Below are 24830 nucleotides of genomic sequence, written 5' to 3' on the forward strand. Positions count from 1 at the left end.
AAGAAATTCCCCTTATTGTAGTTTATAGACTGGACTGTTACTGCTCTGCTGCTGCTTGCCGCCGCCGTATGAGAATCCGTGCCTAAATCTTGTAAGCTTTCATGGCCTTACGCAGCTCTTTGATGGATGGGCGCTTGCCGTACATCAGGACGCCGGTGCGGTAGATTTTCGCGGACAGCCAGCCAAAAAACAGAATGGATACCAGCAGCAAAACGAGCGATATGAGGATCTGCCAGGTCGGCACCGTCCCCATCCCGATCCGCACGAGCATCGCGGTAGGAGCGGTGAACGGAATGAAGCTCGTCACCTTGATCAGCATGCTGCCCGATGCAGTAATGCTGAACAGTCCGATGTAGAACGAGGCCAGACCCAGCATCGTAATCGGCATCACGGCTTGGCCGAGATCCTCAGTACGGCTGACAATCGATCCGATGGCCGCGTACAGCACCGCATACAGGAAGTAACCCAAGATATAGAACAGCAGTCCGTAGAACAGCACCGGCAGGTTAATATCCGAGATGCTCAGGCTGTATCCTTGCAGAATGTCCTGGTTATGCGGCAGCATCAGGTTCGCCCCGACCACGACGCCAAACACTGCAATTTGCACGATCCCGACCAGGAAAATACCGATCACTTTCCCAAACATCTGGGCCAGCGGCGAAACGCTGGTGATGAGGATTTCCATGATCCGCGAGCTTTTCTCCGACGTTACTTCGGCTGCGATCATATTGCCTGTCATCATATTGGAGGTAAAGAACAGAATCAGCAGCACATAAACGACCACATAGTTCATGGCTTTCTGCATGTCTTCGCGGTGGGTGTCTCCCCCCGCCTCCGTCTTACCCTCCGCGTTAATCCGCACCGTATCGAGCTTGACCGGTTCGTTCAGAGCGGCGATCTGCTCCGCGGACAGCGCATCCTTGGCGATTACGGTCGTCTTGACCGTCTGCAGCGCGGGCATCAGAAAGCTGCTGATTCCCTGCCCCATGCCGTCTTCACCGCCGGTGAAGGTGACAGCAGGAAATGCCCCCTCCCCGCCGTCAAAAGAGAGGTAACCCTCGATCTTCCCATCTTCCAGGTCCTTTTTCGCCTGATCCGGAGCGGTCCCTTCGTATTTGACGAACGTATAGTCCTTATTGCCGGACTGCGCGGCATACTTCTCCAGTTCCGCGGCAATGACCGGCTGCGAGCCGTAGAGAATTCCGATCTGCTCGGCCTTGGATGCGTCGTCACCCTTGATCAGCTTAATGATATACGGCACGTTCATGCCGATCGTAATGAGCAGTGCAAGGATCAGAGTAGTAATCAGAAAAGATTTCGTTCTGGCTTTATTTTTAAACGTAAAGCCGATAATCGTCCCAAGCTTATTCATGCGAATCACCCACCTCTTGAATAAAGATTTGGTTCAGCGTCGGCTCCTTGATTTCAAAGCGCTCCACCGTGGTTTCCTGCATCGCCTTCTGCAGAACGGCCTGTGCCGTTTCCGGCGCAGCGATCCGGATGTGGTATCCCCGATCGATGCGTTCCACTGCCGTCACTCCCGGGATCGCATCCAGGCAGCCGACATCGCCTATCGTATGAAGCAGCACTTCCTCACGCGGATAACGGCTCTTGATATCCCGGATATTTCCCTGAACGACCGTATTGGATTTGTGCAAAATCGTAATGCGCTGGCACAGCTCTTCGACATGCTCCATCCGGTGCGTGGAGAATAGAATGCTGGTTCCCTGATCCCGCAGTTCCTTGACAGTCGCCTTCAGCAGTTCAACGTTGACCGGGTCCAGTCCGCTGAACGCCTCATCCAAAATGACGATTTGCGGCTTGTGCACGATGGCCGCGATAAAGCCCATTTTCTGCTGATTGCCCTTGGACAGCTCCTCAATCCGCTTATCGTAATACTCCGGAACGTCAAAGCGTTCCAGCCAGTAGCGCAGGCTCTTATCCGCGTCTTGCTGCGACATGCCCCGAAGACGGGCCAGATAGACGATCTGCTCGCTGACCTTGATTTTCGGATACAGCCCTCTTTCTTCCGGCAGGTATCCCATGATTTGCTGAAGCCCCGCATGATATGGCTTGCCGTTGTACAGAATCTCTCCCCCGTCCGGATAAATCAGGCCAAGCACCATACGCATCGTCGTCGTTTTGCCGGCACCGTTCGCCCCAAGCAGCCCGTAAATTTCTCCTCTCCCGACCTCCAGCGAGATTTGGTTGACTGCGGTTTTGTCTCCGTATTGTTTTACCACGTTAACTAGTTTTAATGGTTCCATGTGTCTGCTCCTCCCCCTCCTGCACGCCGGCAGGCTTATATCCTTGCACCCACAACGTTAAAATCTCGTCCAGCTCCAAAGCCCGTGTCTTCAGCACGTTGATACCTGAATCGTACAGGATCTGTTCCAGCTCACGGCATGACGTCGTCACCACGCGCGTAACGCCATGGGATTCCTGCTGCGTCTGCACAATGTTCGGCAGTTCTGCCAGATCGGCCTCGGGGCACCCTGCCCACACTTCCTTCCAGTTATCCAGCAGACTGTCCTTCTCCGCCATCCCCATCCACTTGCCGTTGTGAATCAGCATGACGTAGTCCGCCAGCCTTTTCACCTCATCAATAATGTGCGTGGACAGTACAATCGTCGTATCTTCGGTCTGCAGGCATTCCCTTAGCACCTCGATCATCATTTTCCAGGCAAAAGGGTCCAGACCCGACGATGGTTCATCCAGCAGCAGCAGCTTGGGATGCGGCGCAAGGGCCGCGGCGATTTCGTATTTGCGGCGCTCCCCCTTGGACATTTTGCGCAGCCTCGTCGCTTTCGGTACCTGAAACAGATCGCACAGCTTTTCAAAATAAGGCTGATCCCATTCCGGATACCAGTACGCCCGAAAAGCAGCGGCTTCCTCGGCGGTCAGGTTATCCTCCTCCAGGTTGGATTTTTCCGCCACATACCCGATCTGTCTGCGCACTTCCATAGGAATGCCTTTACTGTAAGCGTGGCCGAACCAGGAAATGCGCCCCGAATCCGGAAACACGGTCTGCAGCAGCATCTGGATCAGTGTGCTCTTGCCGGAGCCGTTCTCGCCAATCAGCCCGTACACATAGCCTTTCGGCAGGGCCAGGTCGATCGGTCCGATCGTTTTATGCCGTCTTTGCTTGGTCACGCCTTCCATTCGTATGATGGGCTGTTCCATTTATGCCTCACCTTCTCCCTTCTCCGGATGGTACTTTCTTTTCAGTATCGATAAAAACAGCTCCCTCAGCTCATCTTCCTCGCATTTGACAGACATCCCGACATCCACCGCATGGCTGAGCGCCTCTTCTACCGCCTCCCGCCGGAATACTTCACGCTGTGAAGTACCAACCTTGGCGACAAATGTGCCGGTTCCCTGCTTCGTGCGCAGAAGTCCTTCGCTCTCCAGATCCTGATACACTCTTCGAACCGTAATTACGCTGCAGTTCAGCCCGTTGGCAAACTCTCTAATTGACGGCAAAAGGGTCCCCTCCTCGATCTGTCCGCTGATGATCAACGATCTTAATTGGGATTCGATTTGATGATAGAGCGGTTCAGCGCTGTTCTCATTCACTTGTATAGGTATCCACACCTTTCGCACCTCACCTTGCTATACTCGTCAATCCTCTTATTGGTTTCAAAGCTTACACCAGATCTCTAGATTCCAGCCTGCGGAGCGTTCCGATCGAGCACAGCACGAGGCTGATGACTCCGGCCAGCAGCATTCCCCACATCGCCGGCGATAGCAGGCTCCATCGTTTGGATACCTCCACCGTGTACACCAGCAGGTTCCCTCCAGCCGCAAAAACGGCTGCCGCTGCCACTACGGAGCCAACGAGGAAAATGAGGGTCGACAGCAGATAAGCTTTGCCATGATTGGAAAACTCAAAATAGATATAGGGTCCAGTCATCATAAGCCCGTAACCGACCCACGTCAGCGCAAAAGCCAGGTAATGGTCAAACCGCATATGATCCAGCAAGGTCCCCTGCACGCAATACATAATCACGAAGAAAATGATGCCGTTCACGGCAAAGGCCAGCACCGATTGTATCACCCGATATACCAGGACCAGGCCGTTAGAGATCGGAAGCACCCGGAAGAATGCCAGCATTCGCGTATAGGAATCTTCCGTTAAATACTTGAAGGATCTTCGGGAAAAGTAAAACCCCAGCATCGGAACTAACATCAGCAGGATGAAATCAGCTACCGGACCAAGAGACCGTGCCTCTTCGCGCCCCAGCATCATGACCCCTGTAGTTCCTCCCATGTAGGCAGCAAATATGATAGACCACAGGAGGTACCTTTTCTCGCTGCGCAGATCCTTTCGTACCATCATCCAAGCGTCTTTTATTGTGTTCAACAACAATCGCCCTCGCTTTTTCCGTAATCCATAAGGGTGTATATACAGCACAGGTTCACTGTGCTTATTCACCACTCAGTGTGTATACTGTGTATATGTTTATACACAGTATACAGTGTGCTCGCCGGAGATGCAACGGCGAAATGAAAATATTAACAAAAAAACAGCACCCCCTCATTGGGTGCTGCTTGAAGCAGTGCATGTTGAGTTAGGAAACGCTTGGAATTCCCAAGTATGGCTGAACCGAAAGATCGGCGGCAACGGAACTCGGAAAGCGTGCAAAGAAATCCAGCATGACGTTCGCCATATCCAAATCCTCCGGCGGAACGCTTATTTCGTAACGGGTAAACATCGCATCCTGGGGCTCATGTCGCTCAAACGCAGCGCCGACCGTCTTATAAGCCGTGCTGCCCGGTGGTAAAACATACGTAACGACATGGTTCCGAACGTAAGCATGATGCAGGAACTTCATCGTCTTCCCGGGAAAGCCTTTTTCTTCGGCCCAATTCTTTAATGCCGTGAAATAAGAACCGATTAACGCAATGTTGCAGCCCTGACAGGGGCCGCCGTCCAAGTAAACGGCCCTGCGGTCCGGGTGCTGCGGATCAGCAAGCTCAAGGCCCACCGATCCGTTGGCTCCGGTATCGGCCCGGACGACTTCCCAGTGTCTCGGGGCGAGGAGCAGATGCCCCCAGGTTCCGGAAGAATCGCTTAACCAGAACGCTCCCAGATCCGACAGAATCTTCTCCGGGAGGACGGTGTCGATCTTCACCTGAAGCGGGCTTGCCGGCTGCATCATGGGTGTGTCTCCGGCATGATATTTCCCTTCGATGCAGTACAGCGGGATTTGATCATCCTGCGGCTTTCGAGCGCCATGTTTCAGCTTCATCACGCCGCATTGAACGCTACTTGGTTTGAAGCCAGCTTCCTGCTGCTGGCCGGCGGGTCCGCCGCCGGGACTGCCGGCCCCTTGACCCGCTGCCGGATCCCTGTTTGTTCCGTCGGCCTGGGCCGTACGGTCACCGTCGGTCACTGCCGGTATGTATTTCGGGATGAGCGAAGTGGTAAACATGACAATGAAGCCGCAGAAGAGCAGCATGATTAAGACCCACACCATTTTTTTACTATGTATAAAATACCTTCTTCGCCTCATGTCATCCCCATACCTTTTCTTAGCTTCGTTCATTGAACCTTATATATGAATAACGTTTGAAGAAGCACAAAAGTTTCCGCTTGATTGAATGAACTAAAGAAATAATTGTTATAGGGCCGTATGGGACCGTTATAACAAGAAGTTCAATGCATAACTCTGGTTCAATCTATATATCTCGTCTTTCTAAAACTTTTTAACCATTTTAACTGTACCTGACGCCTGTGCCCTAAAAAATGCAGTACAGCACTTCGGAACTGGCATCCGGCGATGAAAACTAGGCGTTATTTCATCCTATTAAACAAACACTTGAAACCTGGCCTTTCAGCGGGATCAGCGGCTATTCATAAAAAAAAGCCCCGCGGATTAATCCGCCGGACTTTCTTTTTACCCGGTCCACTTGGGTTATGCTCCCAAAATAACATCCCATACCGGCTTCGTATGCCCGCCAGGATACAGGACGTACAGCAGCACGTAAACCACAACCCCGGTGATGGCTGTGACAAACCAAATACTTGCCGTAACCCGGCCCCATTTCCGGTGCTTCGCAAACCTTTCCCGGAATGCCAGAACCAGCGTTGTAATCCCGAATACCGCGGCAACCGTCGCCAGAACGATATGGAAGATCAGGAAGATCTGATAGTAGATCTTCATTTCGTCCGAGCCGCCCCATGAGGTGTTGCCGACAAAGGCCGTTCTGGACACGTAAATAATGAAAAACAGCAGCGCTGCGATCGCGCCCCAGATCATCACTTTTTTATGGGCGTCCCGTTTGCCTTGAACGATCAAGGCCCATCCGATGGCCACCAGAATCGCACTGATGACGATGAATGAAGTGCTGATCGTAGGGAACAGCATATACAAATCCATGAAAATCCTCCTTAACGCTTAGACCAACTCATGCCCGGTTCAAAGAACCGTCAGAAAGATCGGTTGGAATGATATCGTCGTCATCCTCTTTATTTTCGCTCTTGTACCAGCGGAAGAATACCCTCGCCAGCATCGAAGCGAATATAAATTCCTGAATGAACTTCATGACGATGCCGCCCAGTTGTTGGTCGACCTTGGTGCTCAGCCCATAGAAAAAGCTTGGTCCGCCGAAAGTCTGCAGCAGAGCCGACGTATCGCCCGATACGCAGTATCCCATCGCTTTGGCCCACGTATTGGGATCGCTGTATGTCGCATACATCGGATGCGTCGAGAAAATGATCAGGCCGCAAGCAGGCGTCAGCAGCACCATGTTCAGAAAAATAAACCCGATCTTCGCAAGGCCCGATGCCTGGTCTTTCTCGGGCAGCGGATTAATGAGCGTCCACCACATAAGCGCGGCAGCGATGAACAAAACAATATAGTACAGCCGGTGCACCGCAAAATGCAGCATGACATAGTCGTGGATCGCAGGGATATGGTAGAACGAAAACAATCCGTTAAATACGACAGCCGCGACCACCGGCTTGGCCAGAAAACCTAGCTTCTTGAACGGGTTAATCCGGTCAAAAGCACGCCACAGCCAGGTTGGAATCCCCAGCATAATAAGCGGCGTAGCCACCAGGTAAGACAAAGCCATCGATGTCATGTGGAACGTAAACATAATGTGGCCCAGCAGACTCACCGGTCCGCCCTGAGCGAGATACAGGAAGAACATACCGCTGACGAACATGATCTTTTTGCCGATCGATACGGGCTCGGCATCCGCGAACTTCTCACTGAGCGGGCCGATAACAACAAAATACGCGGCCGTTACCAGCAGCATAAACGCCAGAAACAACGGACTGAACAAGGCGGCAAAGCTAAAATATTCTAACCCCAGCATATGAAAACCTCCTCCCGCCGGGCGGAATTTCTGTCGATATTGTGACACCTTAATGCCATTTAAAAAAAGAGGGGGCATCTGGCCCGCCTCTTTTTATTTTACCACCAAACCCAATACAATGCTGTGACGATCGCAGTAAATGCGACAAAGGCGCCACCGCACATGAAGATAATCGGCATCAAATGTCCTTTATCCTTCAAGTGCATCCAGTATCCCAACTGAACCAGTGCCTGCAGCACCGCCATCACGACGAGAAGTATAACCGTGAAGGCGACGTTCACCCCGCCAGCCATAACCGAAGCAAAAGCGATGGCGGTCAGGATAATGGAGAAAATAAATACGATGACATGCTTTTGCGGTCCTTCATGACGATGACCGTGTTTTACCGTATCATCTTGATGCTGTTCAACCGTAGTCATAATCTTAGCCCACCTTTCCAAGCAGGTAAACGACCGAGAAGATGAAGACCCATACGACGTCGATAAAGTGCCAGTACATGGCCGACACGTAAACCTTCGGAGCCGTTACGACCGTTAACCCCTTTTTGTACAGCTGGCCGATGAGAATACCGATCCAGCATACACCGAATGCAACGTGAGCTCCGTGGAAACCGACCAGCGTGTAGAACGCCGAACTGAAAGCACTTGTCGTCATGCCGAATTTCTCAGCGGTGACATACTCGTGGAACTCGTAAACCTCGAGGCCAAGGAAGCCAAGGCCCAGAATAACCGTAATGATCAACCACAATCTCAGTGCAGCTGCTTTATGACGGTGCATCGCCTGTACGGCGAATACACTCGTCAAACTGCTGACAAGCAGGATCAACGTGGCTGCAGCCGTCGTTGGGAGCGAGAAGAGCTCATGGGCTGTCGGGCCGTCATTGGTCTGGTTGCGAAGCGCCAGAAACGTGGCGAACAGGGTACCGAAGAGCACGGACTCTCCGCCAAGGAAGAGCCAAAAGCCAAGCACTTTGTTGCGGCCTTCCAGGGTTGCTTTCTCCGGTTCATGCGGCAATGAGCCGTTTACCGATTCTGCGTGTGCCGATGTCATGCTTTAACCCCCTCTTCTTCCAGTTCTTCCGGTTCGATATGCCAGCCATGATCGTCAAACAGCGAACGAAGCAGCATCGATCCGAACGTAATGACAAGTCCGATAATGACGACGATCCAGTTGTTGAAGATCATGCTCATAAAGGAATTGTTGAATTTCTCACTGCTGAACATCAGTCCGAGACCGGCGATGAAAATACCAACAGACATTACAAAAGGCAAAATCGTTGGCGAAGGCATATGGATGGATCCCAGCGGTTCTGCAGGAGTCATCTCTTTGTTGCCTGCCATTTTTTCTTTCCAGTAAGCGTCAAGTCCGCGTACAAGCGGGATTTGTTTAAAGTTGTACTCAGGAGGCGGAGATGGAATCGCCCATTCGAGCGTACGTCCGTCTTCCCAAGGATCGTTGGCCACGCCTTTTGGCTTGGCGGCTGTTATAAAACAGTTGAACAAGAACAGCAGAACGCCGACGGCCATCAGGAATGCCCCGACCGTACTTACCAAGTTCAATGTATCGAAGTCCTGGTTAGGCAGATACGTAAAGATACGGCGCTGCATCCCCATGAGTCCGAGGAAATGCTGTACGAAGAATGTCAAATGGAAGCCGATTGCAAAGAACCAGAACGTCCATTTACCAATCGTTTCGTTGAGTACGCGGCCGAACATTTTAGGCCACCAGTAATGCAGACCCGCAAAGAGACCGAATACCAGACCACCTACGATTACGTAGTGGAAGTGGGCAACGACGAAGTAAGTATCATGGAACTGGTAGTCCGCAGGCGCAGATGCCAGCATGACCCCGGTAACACCACCCATGACGAATGTAGGAACGAAACCAATGGCAAACAGGTTTGCGCTCGTAAAGCGGATCTGTCCGCCCCACATCGTAAAGAGCCAGTTGAAGATCTTGATCCCCGTCGGAACGGCGATCAGCATCGTCGCGATCGAAAACAGCGCGTTCGCAATCGGTCCGAGACCGGTTGTGAACATGTGGTGAGCCCAAACCATGAAGCCCAGGAAGGCGATCAGGATGGTCGCGAACACCATCGAGCTGTAACCGAAAAGACGTTTGCGAGCAAAGGTCGGAATAACTTCGGAAATGACCCCGAAAGCAGGCAAAATGAGAATATATACTTCAGGGTGACCAAAGATCCAGAAAATATGCTGCCAAAGAACGGGGTTACCGCCATTGGATACTTCAAAGAAATTCGCTCCCAAAATACGGTCAAATGAGAGCAGTACCAGACCTACCGTAATGGCAGGGAAAGCAAACAGGATCATCGCGGAAGTAATGAAAGATGTCCATGTGAACATCGGCATCCGCATAAAAGACATTCCCGGTGCGCGCATCGTAATGATCGTTGCCAGGAAGTTGATGCCGCCGATCAGTGTACCGAGACCGGCGATCTGGAGACCGACCGTATAGAAGTCGACACCGTGCGTTGTACTGTAAGTTGAAGTCGACAACGGCGTATAGGCCGTCCAGCCGGCGTCAGGCGCGCCGCCCATAATCCAGCTCAGGTTCAGCAGGATTCCGCCGAACAGGAACGTCCAGAAGCCAAGTGCGTTGACGAATGGGAAAGCGACGTCACGGGCGCCGATTTGCAGCGGAATTACCGCATTCATCAATGCAAAGATCACTGGCATGACACCAAGGAAGATCATGGTCGTTCCGTGCATTGTGATCAATTCGTTAAAGGTTTGCGCTGATACTAAATCATTCATAGGCTTAATCAATTGCAGACGGATCAGCAAGGCTTCCACGCCGCCGAATCCGAAGAACAAGCCGCCTGCAAGCAAATACAGGATGGCTATCTTCTTGTGGTCCACGGTGGTGAGCCAGTCCATCAAGCCCGTATGACGCTTGACACTGTGAGCATGAGCCAAGGTTGGTACCCCCTCTTATTCAATCTTGCTGTTACTAGTAATTCAATTTATAGTTGGCCAAGTAATCGGCAATACCATCGATTTGTTCGTCAGTCAGACCGAGATCCTTCGGATTAGGCATTTTGTTGCCTGGCTTAACGGCTTGTGGATCCATCAGCCATTCTTTCAGGTTCTCTTTGACTGGCTTCCCGCCATCTTGGCCTTCGTTCAGCAAGATACCTGCAACCGATTCACGGGAACCGATGCCGGTAAGGTTAGGGCCTACAGGTCCGCCTTGGTCGCCAACAGCATGGCAGGACAAGCATTGTTTCTTGAAGGTTTCTGCCAAAGCCGGATCTTCAGGAAGCACAGCCGGTGCCTTCATAGCAGTCACCCAGTTATTGAAGGAATCTCCGTTAACCGCTTTAACCTTGAATTCCATGAAACCGTGGGAAGGTCCGCAGAGCTCCGCACATTTACCACGGTAAACGCCTTCTTTATCGGCGCTGAAGCTAAATCTGTTAATGGTACCATCCGGGTTGGTATCCATCTTACCCGAGAGCGAAGGAACCCAGAACGAGTGGAGTACATCCGCCGTTTTCAGCTCAAACGCAATCTTCTTCCCAGTCGGAATGACCAGGGTTTGGGCCGTTTTCACACCGTACTGCGGATACTCGAACTCCCACCAGTATTGATGCGACGTAACCTTAACCTGTACGGCGTCCTTATCATTGTAATGATCGTCACCGAAAGCAAAGATCTGCTGTACGGTAGGAACAGCCAAAATAATAACCAGAACGAGCGGAATCACTGTCCAGATGATTTCCAGCTTGAAGTTACCTTCAACTTGTTCAGGTACACCGTTCTGCCCTTTTCTTCTGCGGAACTTCACAAGCACGTATGCCGCAATCGCGAAAACGATTACGAGTACCACAATCATGATTGAGATTGCGAGCTTCATCAATCCCAGCTGTTCTTGAGCCACCGGTCCCTGTGGTCTCAGAACCGACAAGTCCTCGCGGCCGCACCCGGCTAAAAGCAGAGAAAATACTGCGAGCAAGGGAAGAAGTCGCTTTACAGCCTGCCACCGTTTCATCATTGATCTACCCCACTTTTTCCATTTTCGCAGGCTCCGCTGAAAGCACATTCAACGGCCATTCACCTGCACTATCACGAATGATTTGCTACTGTCAATTAAAACAATCACCTATTAAATATAAGTTTCCAGTACTATTTTGTCAATGTTTCCAACCTAGTTCACAAATTGTTCGAAAAGTGCCGAAAGTCGCGCCACAAAAGCTTTTGCAATCGTTTTCATCGGGTTTACATCCCGCTTGCCAGCCCCTTTACGTGCAACCCGGTTCATCCTCCTTCGTATACCCAAGTTTCAACGATTACATTCATTTTTACCTGTTATGGAATTTTTGAATCGTCAAATTCAAACAAAAAAGAACCTGGGGACAGGTTCTTTTTGTCGATCGAAATATGACAAATTGTGGCGAATCCTTCCGGGTCACTGCTGCGTTAATATCAACGGGCCGTCCCGGGTAACGGCAACCGTGTGCTCAAACTGCACACCCCTGCTTCCGTCCGCCGTTTGCACGCTCCAGCCGTCATCATTCCAGAGCACCGCCCCCGAAGGCCCGAGGGTAAAAATCGGCTCGATGGTGATGACCAGCCCTTCAACAAGCTTCAGCCCCTCGTGACGATTCCCAAACGCCGGCACGTCCGGCGGCTCATGCAGCGACCGGCCTATGCCGTGGCCTACCAATGGCTTGACGATGCCGTATCGGCTCCGCCTGGCCACCTTCTCCAACGCATAGCCGATATCTCCGATCGTGTTGCCCGCGACGGCCTGCGCGATGCCTTTGTACAGCGCCTTTTCGGTGCGCTTCAACAAACGCTCCAGCGGTTTGCCGACCTTGCCGACGGGATAACTCCATCCGGAGTCGGCCAGCCAGCCGTCTTTGTTGACTACGATGTCGATGGTGACCACGTCCCCTTCCGCCAAGGGAACCTCGTCGGGAAAGCCGTGGCATACGGTATCGTTCACCGAAGCACATGTGGCGTAAGGATATCCTTTAAACCCCTTCTGTTCAGGAACGGCTCCCTGCCTGGCCAAATATTCCTCAACCCAGTCGTTGATCTGCATTGTCGTTATGCCCGGCGTGATTTTGTCCGCAACTCCCCGATGACAGGACGAAAGGATGCGTCCTGCTTCCTGCATGTATCCGATCTCTTCCCTGCTCTTCAGCGTAATCTCCAAGCGCCGCACGTCCTTTCCCCATGCTAAAGAATAATGAATCAGACCGTGGTTTAGTATATGCCCGGAGTCGCAGAGGCAGGTACATGAAATACAAAAAACCGTATCCCGCGCAGGTTCCGCGGAATACGGTCATGTTATCAGGCTGTTCTTCAGCTTCATCTTAATCGTGTCCAAATCTTCACTGCAATTCAATAAGCGATACGCTCGTTACGGCCAGCTTTGTCAGGAAACAGACGAATTCATCCGCCCTAACTCATGTTCCACAACCGAGGTTAATTCCTCTTCGTATCCCCCCATAATATGATATTTCCGGACGTACTCCTTAACAAACTTCTTCGGATCCTTGGGCCGGAAAATTCGTGTCATCTCGCGCAGACTTTCTTTAACTTCATTGTGACCTTTCGTTGCCATGATAGTTCCCTCCCAAAACACTTGAATGGATTGCTCCAGTTTGAGAATGCCGAAAAGACCTTACCTGACATCTGTGAAGTCGTCATTTGCAGTTATAGGTTTGGGCTGAACGCTCCCGGCTGCCGCTAAAGGTATCTGACACTAAGAATACCCTAAGAGGATGTTATTGAATCACTCCTTTCATTGTATCATATTCTAATGCCGAAAACAGCTTTCCAAAAAAATGTAAGGAATTACTTTTTTTCGAGTGCAGTCCTGCCGGATTAAAGTACTTTCCAAACTGCCCGTTTAATTGGATATCGGCATTTCGGGTTAAGTTAATGATACCGGTCAACCATCGCCCGTACCGGAGAACGATCCAGAAGAGAGGAGCCGGTCCCAATGAATCGTCCCGTTCTGCTGTTATCCTCCCCGCCGCTTCACACGCCTGCCTTCCCCACCTCCTCGCCGGAGCAGGAAGACGTCAGGCCTGAGCCGCTTGAAGAGGCACACGCCCAGATCTTGAGGCGTTATCCGAAAATGCGCAGCTTTCTCGTCGTCAGGCACGGCAGGCTTATTTATGAGCGGTACTATAATGAAGCCGGACCCGGTACTCTGCATGATCTCCGCTCGGCGACAAAGAGCATTACGTCCACCCTTGCAGGGATTGCCGTGAGCAGACGAGAGCTTCCCGGCCTGGACGAACCGCTGATGCCTTATCTGCGGGACTATGCGCGGAATGTGACCGCCCCGCTCTTAGAGGAGGTGCTGACGCTTCGGCGCCTGCTTACAATGTCGACGGGGTTCCGCTGGCAGACGGGCAAAACGCTCGGCGAACCGTTGATCCACCGATTTCACCGCAGCCGTGCCTGGACATCATTCGCCCTCTCGCTGCCGGTAGATGCGCACATGGCCGGCGTCTTCCAATACAGAAGCATCGATTCGCACCTGATCTCGGTGCTGATCTCGGAATGCTGCGGCACGGATGCATACAGCTACGCCCGCCAGCATCTGTTCGGACCGCTTGGGATCGAGTATGCCGCCTGGTCTTCCAGCCCCGAAGGCCATACGATGGGCCATATCGGCTTGTATCTGACCGCCCGTGACATGGCCAAGTTCGGTCTGTGCTGCCTGAATAAAGGCCTGTGGCAGAACCGCCCGGTCATTCCCGAAGCATGGCTCGAACAGGCGCTGACCCGGCAGCTCGACGGTTACCCCGTCTTTGGCGACTACGGATATCAGTGGTGGACAGGCCGGATGTGCGGTCAGCCGTTCAGCTGTGCCCATGGTCACGGCGGGCAGCAAATTTACCTTTTTCCAGAGCTGGATGCGGTAGTGGTGTTCACTGCGGACAGCAAGGTCAGCCGCTGGAGAAACCCGCGGTCCCTCCTTCAGCAGCATATTCTCGGCAGCATGGAATGATTAGGTCCGGCGGGATAATCCGCTCCCGGTCCGGGTAACTTAAATGAGAATCAGTTCGTTGAAGGATTTCCTATGGAACGAAGGAGGACTTGTCATGACTAATGAAGATAAACGGATGCTGCCGATTTCCCACGATAAAGTTGAGGTCGACGGCGTATATACCAACGAAGCGGGCAGAGAGGAAGTGCTTCACCGGGGCGACGAGTTCCCGGCTGACCTGATTTTGGGCTCGACGGAGTGGAAGCTGAGCGAATTTACATTCGATAACCATCATGAGGGCCGTACGGACCCGCGCCTGGTTCCCAAAGAAAACGACACCAACAAACGCGAGAAAATCGTCGGCCCGCGGCGCCAGTTCGGCCAAGGTGGCCACGGAGGCCAAGCGTGAGAGCAGCCCCACTCGCTTAAGGCCTCTCTTTTATTAAGCCGATCCGACTCTTGAATGGACAGATCATTAAGGGCATCCTGCTACCTGAACTCCAGGCGGCCGGGTGCCTTTTTCATTGCTCATAACTTGTCTCCGGGGTTCATATGATAGAAGACAATCCTGCCGTATAGAAGGAGTGGTCTATCTTGTCCCCTTTCAAATCATCCACCGGTCTGCCGGAAAATATGGCCGCCACGCTCTGCTACCTGTTCGCTTTTGTCGGAGGCATCGTCTTCCTTGCCGTTGAGAAGCGCAGCCGCTTCGTCCTCTTTCATGCCTTACAGTCCGTTCTGACTTTTGGCGCGATTATGATCGCCCACATTCTGTCCGGCCTGATCCCGCTGATCGGCCCGGTCATTGCCGCCCTGCTCTCCATCCTGACGCTCGTCGTGTGGGTGGTCATGCTGTTTACCTCCTTGCAGGGAAAATGGCTGAAGCTCCCCTGGATCGGCGACATCGCGGAAAAACAGCTGCGGCACCTGTAATATGCCCCATCGCTAAGCTAGCCCTATCAATATGCCCCGTCTAATGCAGCATAGATACGGCCCGACTAAACCGTTCCCTTTTCGGTCCGGACTTCTTACAATAAGAAAGAAGGGTTTACGTTGGCGTTGGGGGAAAAGCAATGTACTTATTCATCATTAATCCAAAGTCCGGCAACGGCAGGAGCCTCCGTACCTGGAAAAGGGTGCGCGAGGCTCTCGATTTGAAAAAGATTGCATACGCATCGCTGTTTACTGATAGTGCGGAGGAAGTTGATGCGATGGTGACGGAAACGCTGGATCAGCACGGCAGCTGGAACGCTATCGTCGTCATCGGTGGCGACGGCTCGATCCACAGCCTCCTGCCGGTATTGAAGCGGACCGGCATCCCGCTTGGGGTGATTCCCGCCGGTTCGGGCAACGACACCGCCCGGGGGTTTGGCATCCCCCGCGATCCGCTCGCCGCGCTGAAGCTCATTCTAACCGGCAGCGCCCGAGCGGCCGATCTCATCTCGGTCGCAGGCGTGCCCGTCATGACGGCGGTGGCCGCCGGCTTCGATGCGCAGGTGAGCGAGAACGTAAACGGCAGCCGGTACAAAAAGATCTGCAACGCCGTCGGTGCCGGGCGCCTCGCTTACGTCATCGGCGTTCTGCATACGCTGGTCACGTTCAAGCCAGGTCCCGTAAGCGTGACCTGCGGCGGCCAGACGGTCAGCTATCCGTCAGCCTGGCTGACCGCGGTCAGCAATGTGCCCAGCTACGGCGGCGGACTGGTCATCAATCCGCAGGCGAAGACGGATGACGGCATGCTGGACGTCTGCGTGGTCCACGATTGCTCCCGGCTGCAGCTGCTGCTCCTGTTCCCAACGGTCCTGAAGGGAACGCATGTGAAGCTGCCGATCGTGACCCTCTTGCGCGGAGACACGGTCGGCATCAGGTTTGACCGCCCGCGCCTGGCGCAGGGCGACGGCGAAGACGTATCCGCCCTCCCGATGGACTTCCGGGCGGATCCTGGCGCCATCCGGGTATTCTCGGCACTTAAACCGTCTATCGACGTACATCCCAAGAAGCCAGACCGCATTTAGAGGAAGTTTTTGTTTCGATATCAGGAAGCCCAGCTCCCGAAGGTTATACTTTCTGATATCTAAAAAAACCGTCTATCGATGCACAATCAAAGGCCCGCCCCGTAAGAACACGGGGCGGGCCTTTTGAACTTCTATTTTATTTAGAGGAATTAGGCGGCATGCTCATTCCGGGCGGCTTCTCCCTTTTCCGCTGAGGAGACCCCGCCTTTAAAACCGTTGAACATCAAATTCAGAACAATCGCAGTCACACTGCCGGCCACGATGCCGTTATCCACGAGGATGCGGAGATCTTCCGGGATAGCCTTGAACAGATCCGGCACGACGCTGACACCCAGCCCCATACCGACGGAGCAGGCGATAACGAACAGATTTTCAAAGCGGTTCAGGTCAACCTGCCCGCCCAGCATGCGGATGCCGGAGGAGACGACCATCCCGAACAGGGCGACCATCGCCCCGCCGAGCACGGATGTCGGCACCAGCTGGGTCAGCGCCGCAATTTTCGGCACAAACCCGATCACGATCAGCAGGCCGCCGGCCACGACAATGACGTCGCGCGTTTTGACGCGGCTCATTTGAACCAGACCGACGTTTTGCGAGTACGTGGTGTAGGGGAAGGAATTGAAAATCCCGCCGAGTACGATTGCCATGCCTTCGGCGCGGTACCCGCGGGCCAGGTCTTTGGAGGAAATGTCTTTGCCGACGATTTTGCCAAGCGCCATAAAGACGCCCGTGGACTCCGCCACGCTGACGATCGCCACCAGAATCATGGTCAGGATCGAGGAGGCATGGAACGTCGGCTTTCCAAAGTTAAACGGCTTGACCGCATGGAACCAGCCGGCTTCCTTCAGCGGTCCCAAATCTACATGGCCGAATATCGCCGCGGCGATCGTTCCGGCGATCAGGCCGATCAGCACGGAAATAGAACGCAAAAATCCGGTAGCAAAACGGTTCATCAAAATGATAAAGATCAATACGCCGAAGCCAAGGCACAAATTCAGCGGACTGCCGAAATCCTCGGCCCCCTGGCCGCCGCCCAGATCGTTCAGCGCGACCGGGATGAGCGTCACCCCGATAATCGTGACGACCGAGCCGGTGACTACCGGCGGGAACAGCTTGATCAGCTTGCCGAATATCCCTGAGAACAGAACAACGAAAATCCCCGACGCGATGATCGCGCCGTAAATGGCCGAGACCCCGTCCTTGAGACCGATGGCGATCATCGGCGATACCGCCTGGAACGCACAGCCCAGCATGACCGGCAGCCCGATGCCGAAGAACCGGTTGCCCCATACCTGAAGCAGTGTAGCCACGCCGCAGGCCAGCAGGTCGATCGAGATCAGGTAGGTCAACTGCTCGGTCGTAAAATTCAGTGCACTCCCTACAATCATAGGTACGAGGACTGCACCGGCGTACATCGCAAGCACATGCTGAATCCCGAGCGAAAAGGTTTTAAGCGGATGGCGTTTGCCTGTAAGTTGAGTCGTGTCAGCCTGATGATTCTGTTCCATGCCGGTTTCATTCCTCCCGCGTATTGTTTATAAATGAGCTAGTCTTGATCTGCAAAAGTCACTTTGCCGTCATCCAGTGCCGCTACGCGGACCAGTGACTCGACACGGTAGCCGGCTTCTTTCAGCAGCCGCCCGCCGGGCTGGAACGCCTTCTCGATCACGATGCCGATTCCGGCAACGGTCGCGCCCGCCTGCTCTACGATCCGGGCCAGTCCAAAGGCCGCTTCGCCGTTCGCCAGAAAGTCGTCGATGATCAGCACCCGGTCCCCCGGCTGGATGAACTTTTTGGCCACCGTAATTTCGTTCGTTTCCTGCTTGGTGAAGGAGTATACTTTTTCCACGAAAATATCGTCACGAAGCGTCAATGACTTCTGCTTTCTTGCAAAGATCATCGGCACTTCCAGCTCCAGGGCGGTCATAATTCCGGGGGCAATCCCGGACGATTCGATCGTAAGCACCCGGTTCACGGCCTCTCCGGCAAACCGGCGCGTAAACTCGCGGCCGACTTCCTTCATCAGAACAGGATCCATCTGATGGTTCAGGAACGAATCCACCTTCAGCACCTGATTGCTGAGCACGATCCCTTCATCCAGTACTTTCTGCTTAAGTAATTGCAACTTGCTTCCCCCTTTGATGACGTTCCATTCCTCTGTAAAATACAAAAAAGCCCGTCTCTTCCCCTGCCTTGATCGGCGGAAACAGACGGACTCAGGACAAACTCAAACATTCCGGACAAGCGCCCGAAAAATATCGTTCATCCCGTAGTCCGATCATTCCGGTGATCGGGTAGAGACATGCAGGCCGATTCCTGCACATATACGAGAAACCTATATTCATTCATAGACTGATGAAATGACAATGCATGAAGTATAACGCATAATGGGCTGAAAAATAAAGAGGTATTTGATGGACAATTTGAAAACATTTCAGAAACAAATACCAGTTTCAATGTTACAATGCCCTATAGAAAATCTGCTAGAATAGATACATGACACTCAGGAGGTTTGGTGAAAAATGAAAGGATTTATTCATGAGTTTAAAGAATTTGCAGTGCGCGGCAATGTGATCGATCTGGCCGTCGGGGTCATCATTGGGGGAGCGTTCGGGAAAATCGTCTCCTCGATCGTGAGCGACATTATCATGCCGCCGATTGGGGTGCTTCTTGGCGGGGTGGACTTCGCCGATCTCATTATCCGTCTGGACGACAGCAAGGTGAACACGCTCGCGGAGGCGAAAGAGGTCGGAGCACCCGTCATTGCTTACGGGCAGTTTCTGAACACGGTGATCGATTTTCTGATTATCTCGTTCTGTATTTTTCTGCTTGTTAAGGGCATCAACTGGATCAAAAACCGGGAGCATGAAAAGCCCGAGCCGGAGAAAACGACCAAAGAGTGCCCGTACTGCCTGTCGGAAATTCCTGCAGCAGCTACACGCTGTGCGCACTGTACCTCTGTGCTGGATACCGATCCCGAGCCGCAGCAGGCTTGAGGGGGCCCAGCAGGTAGACAGACCGAGACCGAACGGACTTGATGGAGAGCTTGCTCTCCTGATGGTTTGCAGGTGTTATACTTTTCTATAAAAAAGACCGCCAGCCCCTTTCGGAATTCACTTCCGGAATCAGAGGCCGAGCGGTCCTTTTGGCATCAGCGTGCTGATGACGTTTTTCAAATCACGGTCTTCCGTGTACTTTTCTTTTCCGGTGTCCAGCTCCGTGATCCGAATCGACGTATACCCCGCGCCCGGGTCGAGCGGAACAAATTGCAGCTGTTCCCTTTCGGAGGCCCTCACGTTATATTTCATGTCCTTAAACATTTGAATGAGCTGATCTTCGGTGGGGCGTCCGTCCTCCCCCGTCCAGATCAAGCCTCGCAGCTGCTTGTTCCCTTCCGGATATTTGATCTCAAACCGAACGATGCATTCCATCAATGCTTCCTCCTTTCTCTGTTTTGATCAAAACGCTATACTTAAAAGCTTATTTTCAGCAGCCTGTCTCCAGTCTTGCTACTTTTCCGATAATCCTCCATAATTCAAAAATATGAATGGAGGTTTCGCCACATGAAGAAAGAGTTCTTCGACATTTATAACGACGACCACGAATGGATCGGCACCGCTCCGCGCGAAGAGGTTCATGCCAAGGGTTATCTCCACCATACGTTCCACTGCTGGATCGTGCGAGATACACCGGATGGACGTAAGGTTCTATTCCAGAAGCGCCAGACGTCCAAAGACACCTTCCCGGGTTATTACGATATTACCGCAGCCGGACATCTGGCGGCTGGAGAAACCGTCGCCGATGCAGTCCGGGAGCTCGAGGAAGAACTCGGCGTTACCGTCAGCCTGGACCAGCTGATCCCGCTCGGAACCGCCGATTACGAGAATCGGGGGACAGCCGGGGGAAAGGCTTTTATCGACAGGGAGAGATGCTTCATCTTCGGCGCCAAGCTGGATCTGCCGTTAGCCGCCTACCGGCTGCAGGCCGAGGAATTGACTGGTCTCTACGAAGCGGACCTGGACGATGCCCTCAAACTGGCGAAAGGCGAGATCAGGGAAATGCAGGCAACCGGCATCCTTTCGGAACCGCGGCCCGCTTCCGACGCCGAAACCTTTGCCTGTACAGTGAGCTTACAGCAATTTGTACCGCATAACAGTGATTATTATCACACCGTTTTTATGAAACTGCGCGAACTGTAACGGGATTAGCACATCCCAAAACTCCGAGACCCCGGTGTCGCAGAAAATCGTTCATGCCATGAACCATCTAACGCTGGACTTCATTAGACAAAACGGGTCCCGTCTCAACGGTACCCGTTTTCTTGCTTTATACTTCCTCCGAATCCTCAGTACCGTCAAAATCCCCGATGACTTCCGAGTCAGCCTCGCGCGGATCGACTTCCACATACTTGCGGTAAATCCGCTCGTAAGCCGGACCGTACCGCTCCGCAAGCTCGCCGCCCAGATCCTGCTCCACCTCGTAGAGCACCATTTCCTGTGTAAAATGGTGAAGCAGCAGCTCCACCATCACGGGATGCTCGGTGACCAGCGCCTGCGTCGCGCAGTCCTCCCCGCGCATGCCCAGCATGCACCAGCGGCGGTCAATGACGAAGGAGAACTTGCGGCCTTTCAAGGTGTGCCGATCCCCTGCGTCCTGATTCCACGCCGGCCAGGGAAGCAGCCGCTCCATGCCCGTATCGCTGCCGATACAGGACCAGAGCAGCTTCACTCCCCGCTGCTCGGCCTGCTCCAGCTCGCTGCGCATCAAAGCCGCTTCCTCGCGCCAAACGTCGACGACGATTTCGTGCTCCGCCCGCTCGAGCTCTCGGGCCAGCGCCTCCATGACGTTCCGGTCCCCCTCCACGTTGTAGAAGGGCTGCTGATCCGGCTCCACCCGCGGCATCCGGTTCTCGATGAACGAAAGCGATTCCTTCATCTGCCCGGCGATCATCCGGGTGAGCTCCTCCGTCTTCAGCATGCTGTAGCGGACCGGGTCCCCTTCGCTGCGGTGCAGATATCCCTGCTGGCATAACCGCTGCAGCGTAGAGTACACATTGGAACGAGACACGCCCAGCCCCTTGGCCACCTCATATCCGGAGGACGGGCCTTTGCCCGCCAGCTCCACCATTATTTTCGCTTCCATCTCCGTGAATCCCAGATTCCGCAGATGATGTAGCAGTTGTTCCATTACGTTTTGTCCTCCCAAAGCTGCCTAAAACCGCTGTCCGCCAAAAAAGCTTCTATTAAGCGTAATCGTTTGTTTCTCGTACCCCTAAATCTGTTCCGCACCGCATCTCGGGCACCACTTCGAGCCCTTAGGCAGGTCTGCACGGCAAATCTGGCATTTCACCGTATCGCGCGGACCTTCTTCACGAGCCCCCGTATCGCCGTCTCCGCTGTTTTCCTTCCAATAACGGATGCGGCGGTCCAGCTCCAGCTGGCGTTCCCGCTCGCGTTCGAGTTCCTCGGCCTGGCGCCGCTCCCGCTCCGCTTCCGGATCATTTTCGTCGGTGTCGGTAAGGTCAAGATCATCCCACGCTTCCCTCATCGGAAGCTCATAGTCGTAGTCCTGTTCCACCGCGGCTGCGGCTTCCTGCTGGCCGGAATATTCCCGCTCCTCCGGTTCTTCCCGGTAGGATGGCTCATCTTGAGCCTTGCTACCGAAAATCGCTTCTTCATCAAAAGCAAAACCGACCGGTTTGGCGGGCTCGCTCGGCTTCACCCCATCATCCGTCAGCTTTTTCTTCCGCAGGACGGACAGAAGTTGGCATCCAGCGTGGCGACGTATCCGCATTTGCACAGCCGCTCGTTTTTCAGCTCGGCAATCCGGGTACGCAGCTCGTCGATTTCTTCCTGAAGCAGGTCGCAGGATTTGCACAGGTCGACCATTTCCTTCTCGGCCTTGCTCATATCGCCAATGCGGTAGCCTTCGTAGAAGACTTTTCCCATCTCTCTGTAGTGAATGCCCATTTCCCGTTCGATGTCGGCAATCTGGCTGTTCAGCTTGCTGACCTCCAGCGTTCCCTGAGCCTTTTCCGTAGCGCGGTTAGCCCCTTCTTTGAGGCGCTGAATAATGTTCATGAGTTCTCTCCTCCAGTTTCCATGTCATCCCATTTATTCATTCCAAATGATCATTTACAATAGTAATCTGTGCCCTTGAGCTCATATCATCCGCCCAGGCCGCTGCCCGGGCTGCCTATTACCAAGATACCATGCCGGAGCTTTCCTGTGAAATCCGGGCCTGCCGTCAAACGGACTTGAATCTGGGAGCTTGGAATCGAGCGGCTGCAGGCGCATCCTTTCCGGATGTGCATATATCATACCAAATTTACAGTGCACTTGTGAAAAAGGCAATCCCTTACAGCCATAAAAGGAGGTCCTATCGATGGCTCAGCCCCCCATACATCTGAATGTTTCGATACATAGCGTGCCTGCGAAGGTGCCCTCTTCCTCTCCGGTTCCCCAAGCACGCCCCGCATCCCTCTCCACCAGCCGGGAGCTGGTGGGCGCAGGCGACGCGGACGCGTTTTTCTTTCGCGAACTGGAACGGATGGGCATCCTGCTGAACGCGCCGCAGATCGATGCCGTACGCCACGGCGACGGGCCAATGCTCGCCCTGGCGGGCGCCGGCTGCGGCAAAACGACCGTTCTGGCCGCCCGGACGGCTTACCTGATCGCGGTCCGCGGCATTCCGGGTTCCCGGATTTTGCTGGTCACTTTTACGAGCAAGGCCGCCAAGGAGATAAAGGAAAGAATCGGACGCATGCCCGGCATTTCCGCAGCCGCGGCCCGTGCCGTAGAAGCGAGGACGTTCCATTCCTTCGGACTGCTGCTGCTCCGCCAGCATGGATATACCGAGCAAATTTTTGGCGAATTTACAGCCCAGCACACCATTATGAAAATGATTTTGCGCCGCCTGGATCACACCGGATCCTATCAGCCCGAGACGCTGCTGGCGGCGCTGTCCGCCTGGAAAATGCAGGGCGGATGGCCGGCTGACCTGCCTGAGGCAACCAAAGAAGAATCCGCCGTCAAACGCATTCTGCTCGGCTATGAAGATTGGAAGGCACAGCGGAACCAGTGGGATTTTGACGACATCCTCCTGCATGCCCGGAAGCTGCTCGACAACCCGGATACGCTGAAACGGCTGCAGGACCGCTTTCATTATTTGATGGTCGACGAATTTCAGGATACCAACGCGATCCAGTACGACCTGGTCCGGCGGCTGGCCGAGCCCCGGCACAATTTGGCGGTCGTCGGGGACGATGACCAGACCATTTATTCGTTTAACGGAGCCCGGCAGGAATCGATCCTTGAGTTCGACCGCGTCTATCCGGGCACCAAAATCGTGAATCTCAACATCAATTACCGGAGCGACAGCCGGATTCTCGGCCTGGGGAGCGCCCTCGTCCGGCATAACCGTCAGCGCCGGCCCAAGGAGCTGCTAGCGGCAGGAGCCCGCGGCTTCAAGCCTGCGTACTTGAACCCTGCAACCCCGGATGAAGAGGCCCGCTGGGTCGTTCAGCATATCCAGGAGCATGTCGGCCGGGACGGGCTGGACTATGGCGATATCGCCATTTTGCACCGGACGTCCGACAGCAGCCGTGCCGTACTGGAGCAGCTGCTGCTGTGTGGGATTCCTTTTGTCCAGTTCGGCAGCGCACCGGTGTTCTATGACCAGACATTGATCAAACCGCTGATGGATCACCTGCGGCTGAGCCTGACGCCCCGGCGGAAGGAATCGCTGCAGAGCGTGCTGGGTCCTTTGTATGTACCGAAAGAGGACGGTATGGCTTATATCCGGCAGCAGGAGAAGCTCCAGGCCAAAAAGTACCCGCTCATCCATCTCGCCCGTTGGGAACGGCTTCAGCCTTTTCAGCAGGAGGCGGTCAAAGAGCGTATCCGGTTCATCAAGTCGCTGAAATCCCTCAAACCGGCCTATGCCATTCAGGAAATGCGCAGACAGTTCTACGACAAGTATCTTCAGGCGGGCGATCCTCTAATTTATACCCAGTATAAAGAGATGGTGAGCGATACGCTGGAGGAGTTCGAGAGCGCGGCGGGACGCTTTGATACCATTGAGGAGTTTGTGGCTTATGCGGACGAGCTGACGGCTCGCCATGAGCAGATGGAAGCGGCCCGGGAGGAACGGAACGGCAGCGCCGTTCAGCTCATGACGATCCACCGGGCCAAGGGGCTGGAGTTCCGCCAGGTGTATTGGATCGGCGCCAGTGAAGGGATTCTCCCGCACAGCTCCGCCTTGAAGAAGCAGCCTCCGGCCGATATCAAAGCCGGGCAAGCGCTGACGGACGAGCAGCAGCTGGCGGCCGCGGCGCTGGAGGAGGAACGGCGGCTCGCTTATGTCGCGGTCACGCGGGCCAAGGAGAGGCTGTATATCAGCTCGCCCGCGTACTACCACGGCAAGCCGTCGGCGCCTTCCCGTTTTTTGCATGAAGCTTTCGGCATCCTGCCCCATCAGGACTCGCCCAAGCCCGTTTCACCCAGACGCTGAGGTGAT

Annotated in this window: 27 protein-coding genes and 1 riboswitch; of the genes, 7 read left to right on the forward strand and 20 right to left on the reverse strand. The window is 53.9% G+C overall.

Annotation, left to right across the window (positions count from 1 at the left end; genetic code table 11):
• Nucleotides 1-82: 82 nt before the first annotated feature.
• The 14 genes from ABIE48_RS28340 to ABIE48_RS28405 all read right to left on the reverse strand — a co-directional run bounded on the left by ABIE48_RS28340 (nt 83) and on the right by ABIE48_RS28405 (nt 12918).
• Nucleotides 83-1372 (reverse strand): ABC transporter permease, encoded by a 1290-nt coding sequence (locus ABIE48_RS28340; protein ID WP_192715941.1) that lies wholly within the window; start codon nt 1370-1372, stop codon nt 83-85.
• Complete coding sequence (locus ABIE48_RS28345; protein WP_192715942.1) at nt 1365-2267, reverse strand: ABC transporter ATP-binding protein; 903 nt, start codon at nt 2265-2267, stop codon at nt 1365-1367. Before ABIE48_RS28345 ends, ABIE48_RS28340 begins: the two co-directional genes overlap by 8 nt.
• The gene (locus ABIE48_RS28350; RefSeq protein WP_192715943.1) at nt 2245-3183 is read right to left on the reverse strand and encodes an ABC transporter ATP-binding protein; all 939 of its coding nucleotides are present in this window, start codon (nt 3181-3183) and stop codon (nt 2245-2247) included. Before ABIE48_RS28350 ends, ABIE48_RS28345 begins: the two co-directional genes overlap by 23 nt.
• Nucleotides 3184-3594, reverse strand: coding sequence for a GntR family transcriptional regulator (locus tag ABIE48_RS28355; protein ID WP_116232716.1), 411 nt, complete (start codon nt 3592-3594; stop codon nt 3184-3186).
• A 52-nt stretch (nt 3595-3646) separates the two neighbouring features.
• Nucleotides 3647-4363 (reverse strand): hypothetical protein, encoded by a 717-nt coding sequence (locus ABIE48_RS28360; RefSeq protein ID WP_354520109.1) that lies wholly within the window; start codon nt 4361-4363, stop codon nt 3647-3649.
• A gap of 208 nt (nt 4364-4571) precedes the next feature.
• Nucleotides 4572-5516 (reverse strand): DUF4850 domain-containing protein, encoded by a 945-nt coding sequence (locus ABIE48_RS28365; protein ID WP_354520111.1) that lies wholly within the window; start codon nt 5514-5516, stop codon nt 4572-4574.
• A gap of 402 nt (nt 5517-5918) precedes the next feature.
• Complete coding sequence (locus tag ABIE48_RS28370; protein WP_105445641.1) at nt 5919-6383, reverse strand: DUF420 domain-containing protein; 465 nt, start codon at nt 6381-6383, stop codon at nt 5919-5921.
• 28 nt (nt 6384-6411) lie between these two features.
• Entirely contained in the window at nt 6412-7326 is a 915-nt protein-coding gene (ctaG, locus tag ABIE48_RS28375) for a cytochrome c oxidase assembly factor CtaG (protein ID WP_145949704.1), read from the reverse strand.
• Nucleotides 7327-7424: 98 nt separating this feature from the next.
• Entirely contained in the window at nt 7425-7745 is a 321-nt protein-coding gene (locus ABIE48_RS28380) for a cytochrome C oxidase subunit IV family protein (RefSeq protein ID WP_076172878.1), read from the reverse strand.
• 4 nt (nt 7746-7749) lie between these two features.
• Complete coding sequence (locus tag ABIE48_RS28385) at nt 7750-8376, reverse strand: cytochrome (ubi)quinol oxidase subunit III (protein WP_145026736.1); 627 nt, start codon at nt 8374-8376, stop codon at nt 7750-7752.
• Nucleotides 8373-10223 (reverse strand): cytochrome c oxidase subunit I, encoded by a 1851-nt coding sequence (gene ctaD / locus ABIE48_RS28390; protein WP_076172975.1) that lies wholly within the window; start codon nt 10221-10223, stop codon nt 8373-8375. The genes ABIE48_RS28385 and ctaD overlap by 4 nt, the downstream gene beginning before the upstream one ends.
• A 73-nt stretch (nt 10224-10296) precedes the next feature.
• Nucleotides 10297-11340 (reverse strand): cytochrome c oxidase subunit II, encoded by a 1044-nt coding sequence (coxB, locus tag ABIE48_RS28395; protein ID WP_076172876.1) that lies wholly within the window; start codon nt 11338-11340, stop codon nt 10297-10299.
• A 414-nt stretch (nt 11341-11754) separates the two neighbouring features.
• Nucleotides 11755-12507 (reverse strand): type I methionyl aminopeptidase, encoded by a 753-nt coding sequence (gene map / locus ABIE48_RS28400; protein ID WP_192715945.1) that lies wholly within the window; start codon nt 12505-12507, stop codon nt 11755-11757.
• 222 nt (nt 12508-12729) lie between these two features.
• Nucleotides 12730-12918, reverse strand: a complete 189-nt coding sequence (locus ABIE48_RS28405) for a hypothetical protein (RefSeq protein ID WP_036651115.1) — start codon at nt 12916-12918, stop codon at nt 12730-12732.
• A gap of 381 nt (nt 12919-13299) precedes the next feature.
• On the opposite strand from ABIE48_RS28405, the gene ABIE48_RS28410 reads away from it, so the two are divergent.
• The 4 genes from ABIE48_RS28410 to ABIE48_RS28425 all read left to right on the forward strand — a co-directional run bounded on the left by ABIE48_RS28410 (nt 13300) and on the right by ABIE48_RS28425 (nt 16313).
• On the forward strand, nt 13300-14319 hold the full coding sequence (locus ABIE48_RS28410; RefSeq protein WP_192715946.1) for a serine hydrolase domain-containing protein: 1020 nt from the start codon (nt 13300-13302) through the stop codon (nt 14317-14319).
• 94 nt (nt 14320-14413) lie between these two features.
• A complete protein-coding gene (locus ABIE48_RS28415) occupies nt 14414-14707 on the forward strand; it encodes a transposase (protein ID WP_076172873.1) in 294 nt (97 codons plus the stop codon).
• Nucleotides 14708-14892: 185 nt separating this feature from the next.
• Complete coding sequence (locus ABIE48_RS28420; protein WP_076172872.1) at nt 14893-15231, forward strand: DUF4870 domain-containing protein; 339 nt, start codon at nt 14893-14895, stop codon at nt 15229-15231.
• A 140-nt stretch (nt 15232-15371) separates the two neighbouring features.
• The gene (locus ABIE48_RS28425) at nt 15372-16313 is read left to right on the forward strand and encodes a diacylglycerol/lipid kinase family protein (protein ID WP_192715947.1); all 942 of its coding nucleotides are present in this window, start codon (nt 15372-15374) and stop codon (nt 16311-16313) included.
• A 149-nt stretch (nt 16314-16462) separates the two neighbouring features.
• Here the strand turns inward: ABIE48_RS28425 and ABIE48_RS28430 are convergent, their stop codons facing one another.
• Together ABIE48_RS28430 and ABIE48_RS28435 are read right to left on the reverse strand one after the other, a co-directional pair.
• Entirely contained in the window at nt 16463-17821 is a 1359-nt protein-coding gene (locus tag ABIE48_RS28430) for a nucleobase:cation symporter-2 family protein (protein WP_192715948.1), read from the reverse strand.
• A 38-nt stretch (nt 17822-17859) separates the two neighbouring features.
• Nucleotides 17860-18438, reverse strand: coding sequence for a xanthine phosphoribosyltransferase (locus ABIE48_RS28435; protein WP_076172869.1), 579 nt, complete (start codon nt 18436-18438; stop codon nt 17860-17862).
• A 125-nt stretch (nt 18439-18563) separates the two neighbouring features.
• Nucleotides 18564-18663, reverse strand: a riboswitch (purine riboswitch).
• 172 nt (nt 18664-18835) lie between these two features.
• Here ABIE48_RS28435 and mscL point away from each other — a divergent pair.
• Nucleotides 18836-19309, forward strand: a complete 474-nt coding sequence (gene mscL, locus ABIE48_RS28440; protein ID WP_145026764.1) for a large conductance mechanosensitive channel protein MscL — start codon at nt 18836-18838, stop codon at nt 19307-19309.
• 129 nt (nt 19310-19438) lie between these two features.
• On the opposite strand, the gene ABIE48_RS28445 is transcribed toward mscL, so the two are convergent.
• Nucleotides 19439-19744: a hypothetical protein gene (locus ABIE48_RS28445; RefSeq protein ID WP_145026766.1), complete on the reverse strand. Its 306-nt coding sequence runs from the start codon at nt 19742-19744 to the stop codon at nt 19439-19441.
• Between the two features lie 132 nt (nt 19745-19876).
• On the opposite strand from ABIE48_RS28445, the gene ABIE48_RS28450 reads away from it, so the two are divergent.
• Nucleotides 19877-20512, forward strand: a complete 636-nt coding sequence (locus ABIE48_RS28450) for an NUDIX hydrolase (protein WP_145026768.1) — start codon at nt 19877-19879, stop codon at nt 20510-20512.
• A 127-nt stretch (nt 20513-20639) separates the two neighbouring features.
• On the opposite strand, the gene ABIE48_RS28455 is transcribed toward ABIE48_RS28450, so the two are convergent.
• The 3 genes from ABIE48_RS28455 to ABIE48_RS28465 all read right to left on the reverse strand — a co-directional run bounded on the left by ABIE48_RS28455 (nt 20640) and on the right by ABIE48_RS28465 (nt 22393).
• The gene (locus ABIE48_RS28455) at nt 20640-21500 is read right to left on the reverse strand and encodes a TrmB family transcriptional regulator (RefSeq protein WP_163880496.1); all 861 of its coding nucleotides are present in this window, start codon (nt 21498-21500) and stop codon (nt 20640-20642) included.
• Nucleotides 21501-21584: 84 nt separating this feature from the next.
• Nucleotides 21585-22106: a hypothetical protein gene (locus tag ABIE48_RS28460; RefSeq protein WP_354520118.1), complete on the reverse strand. Its 522-nt coding sequence runs from the start codon at nt 22104-22106 to the stop codon at nt 21585-21587.
• Nucleotides 22046-22393: a zinc ribbon domain-containing protein gene (locus tag ABIE48_RS28465; RefSeq protein WP_354520120.1), complete on the reverse strand. Its 348-nt coding sequence runs from the start codon at nt 22391-22393 to the stop codon at nt 22046-22048. Before ABIE48_RS28465 ends, ABIE48_RS28460 begins: the two co-directional genes overlap by 61 nt.
• A 304-nt stretch (nt 22394-22697) precedes the next feature.
• Here ABIE48_RS28465 and ABIE48_RS28470 point away from each other — a divergent pair, with 304 nt between their 5' ends.
• Nucleotides 22698-24824 (forward strand): ATP-dependent helicase, encoded by a 2127-nt coding sequence (locus ABIE48_RS28470; RefSeq protein WP_192715950.1) that lies wholly within the window; start codon nt 22698-22700, stop codon nt 24822-24824.
• Nucleotides 24825-24830 lie beyond the last annotated feature (6 nt).

Source organism: Paenibacillus sp. OAE614 (assembly GCF_040546645.1).
Lineage (GTDB): Bacteria > Bacillota > Bacilli > Paenibacillales > Paenibacillaceae > Paenibacillus_AQ > Paenibacillus_AQ favisporus.

Excerpts from the sequence above, each read along its gene's own strand:
- ABIE48_RS28340 (WP_192715941.1), bottom strand. The coding sequence starts at position 1,372 with ATGAATAAGCTTGGGACGATTATCGGCTTTACGTTTAAAAATAAAGCC.
- ABIE48_RS28345 (WP_192715942.1), bottom strand. The coding sequence starts at position 2,267 with ATGGAACCATTAAAACTAGTTAACGTGGTAAAACAATACGGAGACAAA.
- ABIE48_RS28350 (WP_192715943.1), bottom strand. The coding sequence starts at position 3,183 with ATGGAACAGCCCATCATACGAATGGAAGGCGTGACCAAGCAAAGACGG.
- ABIE48_RS28365 (WP_354520111.1), bottom strand. The coding sequence starts at position 5,516 with ATGAGGCGAAGAAGGTATTTTATACATAGTAAAAAAATGGTGTGGGTC.
- ABIE48_RS28370 (WP_105445641.1), bottom strand. The coding sequence starts at position 6,383 with ATGGATTTGTATATGCTGTTCCCTACGATCAGCACTTCATTCATCGTC.
- ctaG (WP_145949704.1), bottom strand. The coding sequence starts at position 7,326 with ATGCTGGGGTTAGAATATTTTAGCTTTGCCGCCTTGTTCAGTCCGTTG.
- ABIE48_RS28380 (WP_076172878.1), bottom strand. The coding sequence starts at position 7,745 with ATGACTACGGTTGAACAGCATCAAGATGATACGGTAAAACACGGTCAT.
- ABIE48_RS28385 (WP_145026736.1), bottom strand. The coding sequence starts at position 8,376 with ATGACATCGGCACACGCAGAATCGGTAAACGGCTCATTGCCGCATGAA.
- ctaD (WP_076172975.1), bottom strand. The coding sequence starts at position 10,223 with ATGGACTGGCTCACCACCGTGGACCACAAGAAGATAGCCATCCTGTAT.
- coxB (WP_076172876.1), bottom strand. The coding sequence starts at position 11,340 with ATGATGAAACGGTGGCAGGCTGTAAAGCGACTTCTTCCCTTGCTCGCA.
- ABIE48_RS28405 (WP_036651115.1), bottom strand. The coding sequence starts at position 12,918 with ATGGCAACGAAAGGTCACAATGAAGTTAAAGAAAGTCTGCGCGAGATG.
- ABIE48_RS28410 (WP_192715946.1), top strand. The coding sequence starts at position 13,300 with ATGAATCGTCCCGTTCTGCTGTTATCCTCCCCGCCGCTTCACACGCCT.
- ABIE48_RS28415 (WP_076172873.1), top strand. The coding sequence starts at position 14,414 with ATGACTAATGAAGATAAACGGATGCTGCCGATTTCCCACGATAAAGTT.
- ABIE48_RS28425 (WP_192715947.1), top strand. The coding sequence starts at position 15,372 with ATGTACTTATTCATCATTAATCCAAAGTCCGGCAACGGCAGGAGCCTC.
- ABIE48_RS28430 (WP_192715948.1), bottom strand. The coding sequence starts at position 17,821 with ATGGAACAGAATCATCAGGCTGACACGACTCAACTTACAGGCAAACGC.
- mscL (WP_145026764.1), top strand. The coding sequence starts at position 18,836 with ATGAAAGGATTTATTCATGAGTTTAAAGAATTTGCAGTGCGCGGCAAT.
- ABIE48_RS28445 (WP_145026766.1), bottom strand. The coding sequence starts at position 19,744 with ATGGAATGCATCGTTCGGTTTGAGATCAAATATCCGGAAGGGAACAAG.
- ABIE48_RS28450 (WP_145026768.1), top strand. The coding sequence starts at position 19,877 with ATGAAGAAAGAGTTCTTCGACATTTATAACGACGACCACGAATGGATC.
- ABIE48_RS28455 (WP_163880496.1), bottom strand. The coding sequence starts at position 21,500 with ATGGAACAACTGCTACATCATCTGCGGAATCTGGGATTCACGGAGATG.
- ABIE48_RS28460 (WP_354520118.1), bottom strand. The coding sequence starts at position 22,106 with ATGCGGATACGTCGCCACGCTGGATGCCAACTTCTGTCCGTCCTGCGG.
- ABIE48_RS28465 (WP_354520120.1), bottom strand. The coding sequence starts at position 22,393 with ATGAACATTATTCAGCGCCTCAAAGAAGGGGCTAACCGCGCTACGGAA.
- ABIE48_RS28470 (WP_192715950.1), top strand. The coding sequence starts at position 22,698 with ATGGCTCAGCCCCCCATACATCTGAATGTTTCGATACATAGCGTGCCT.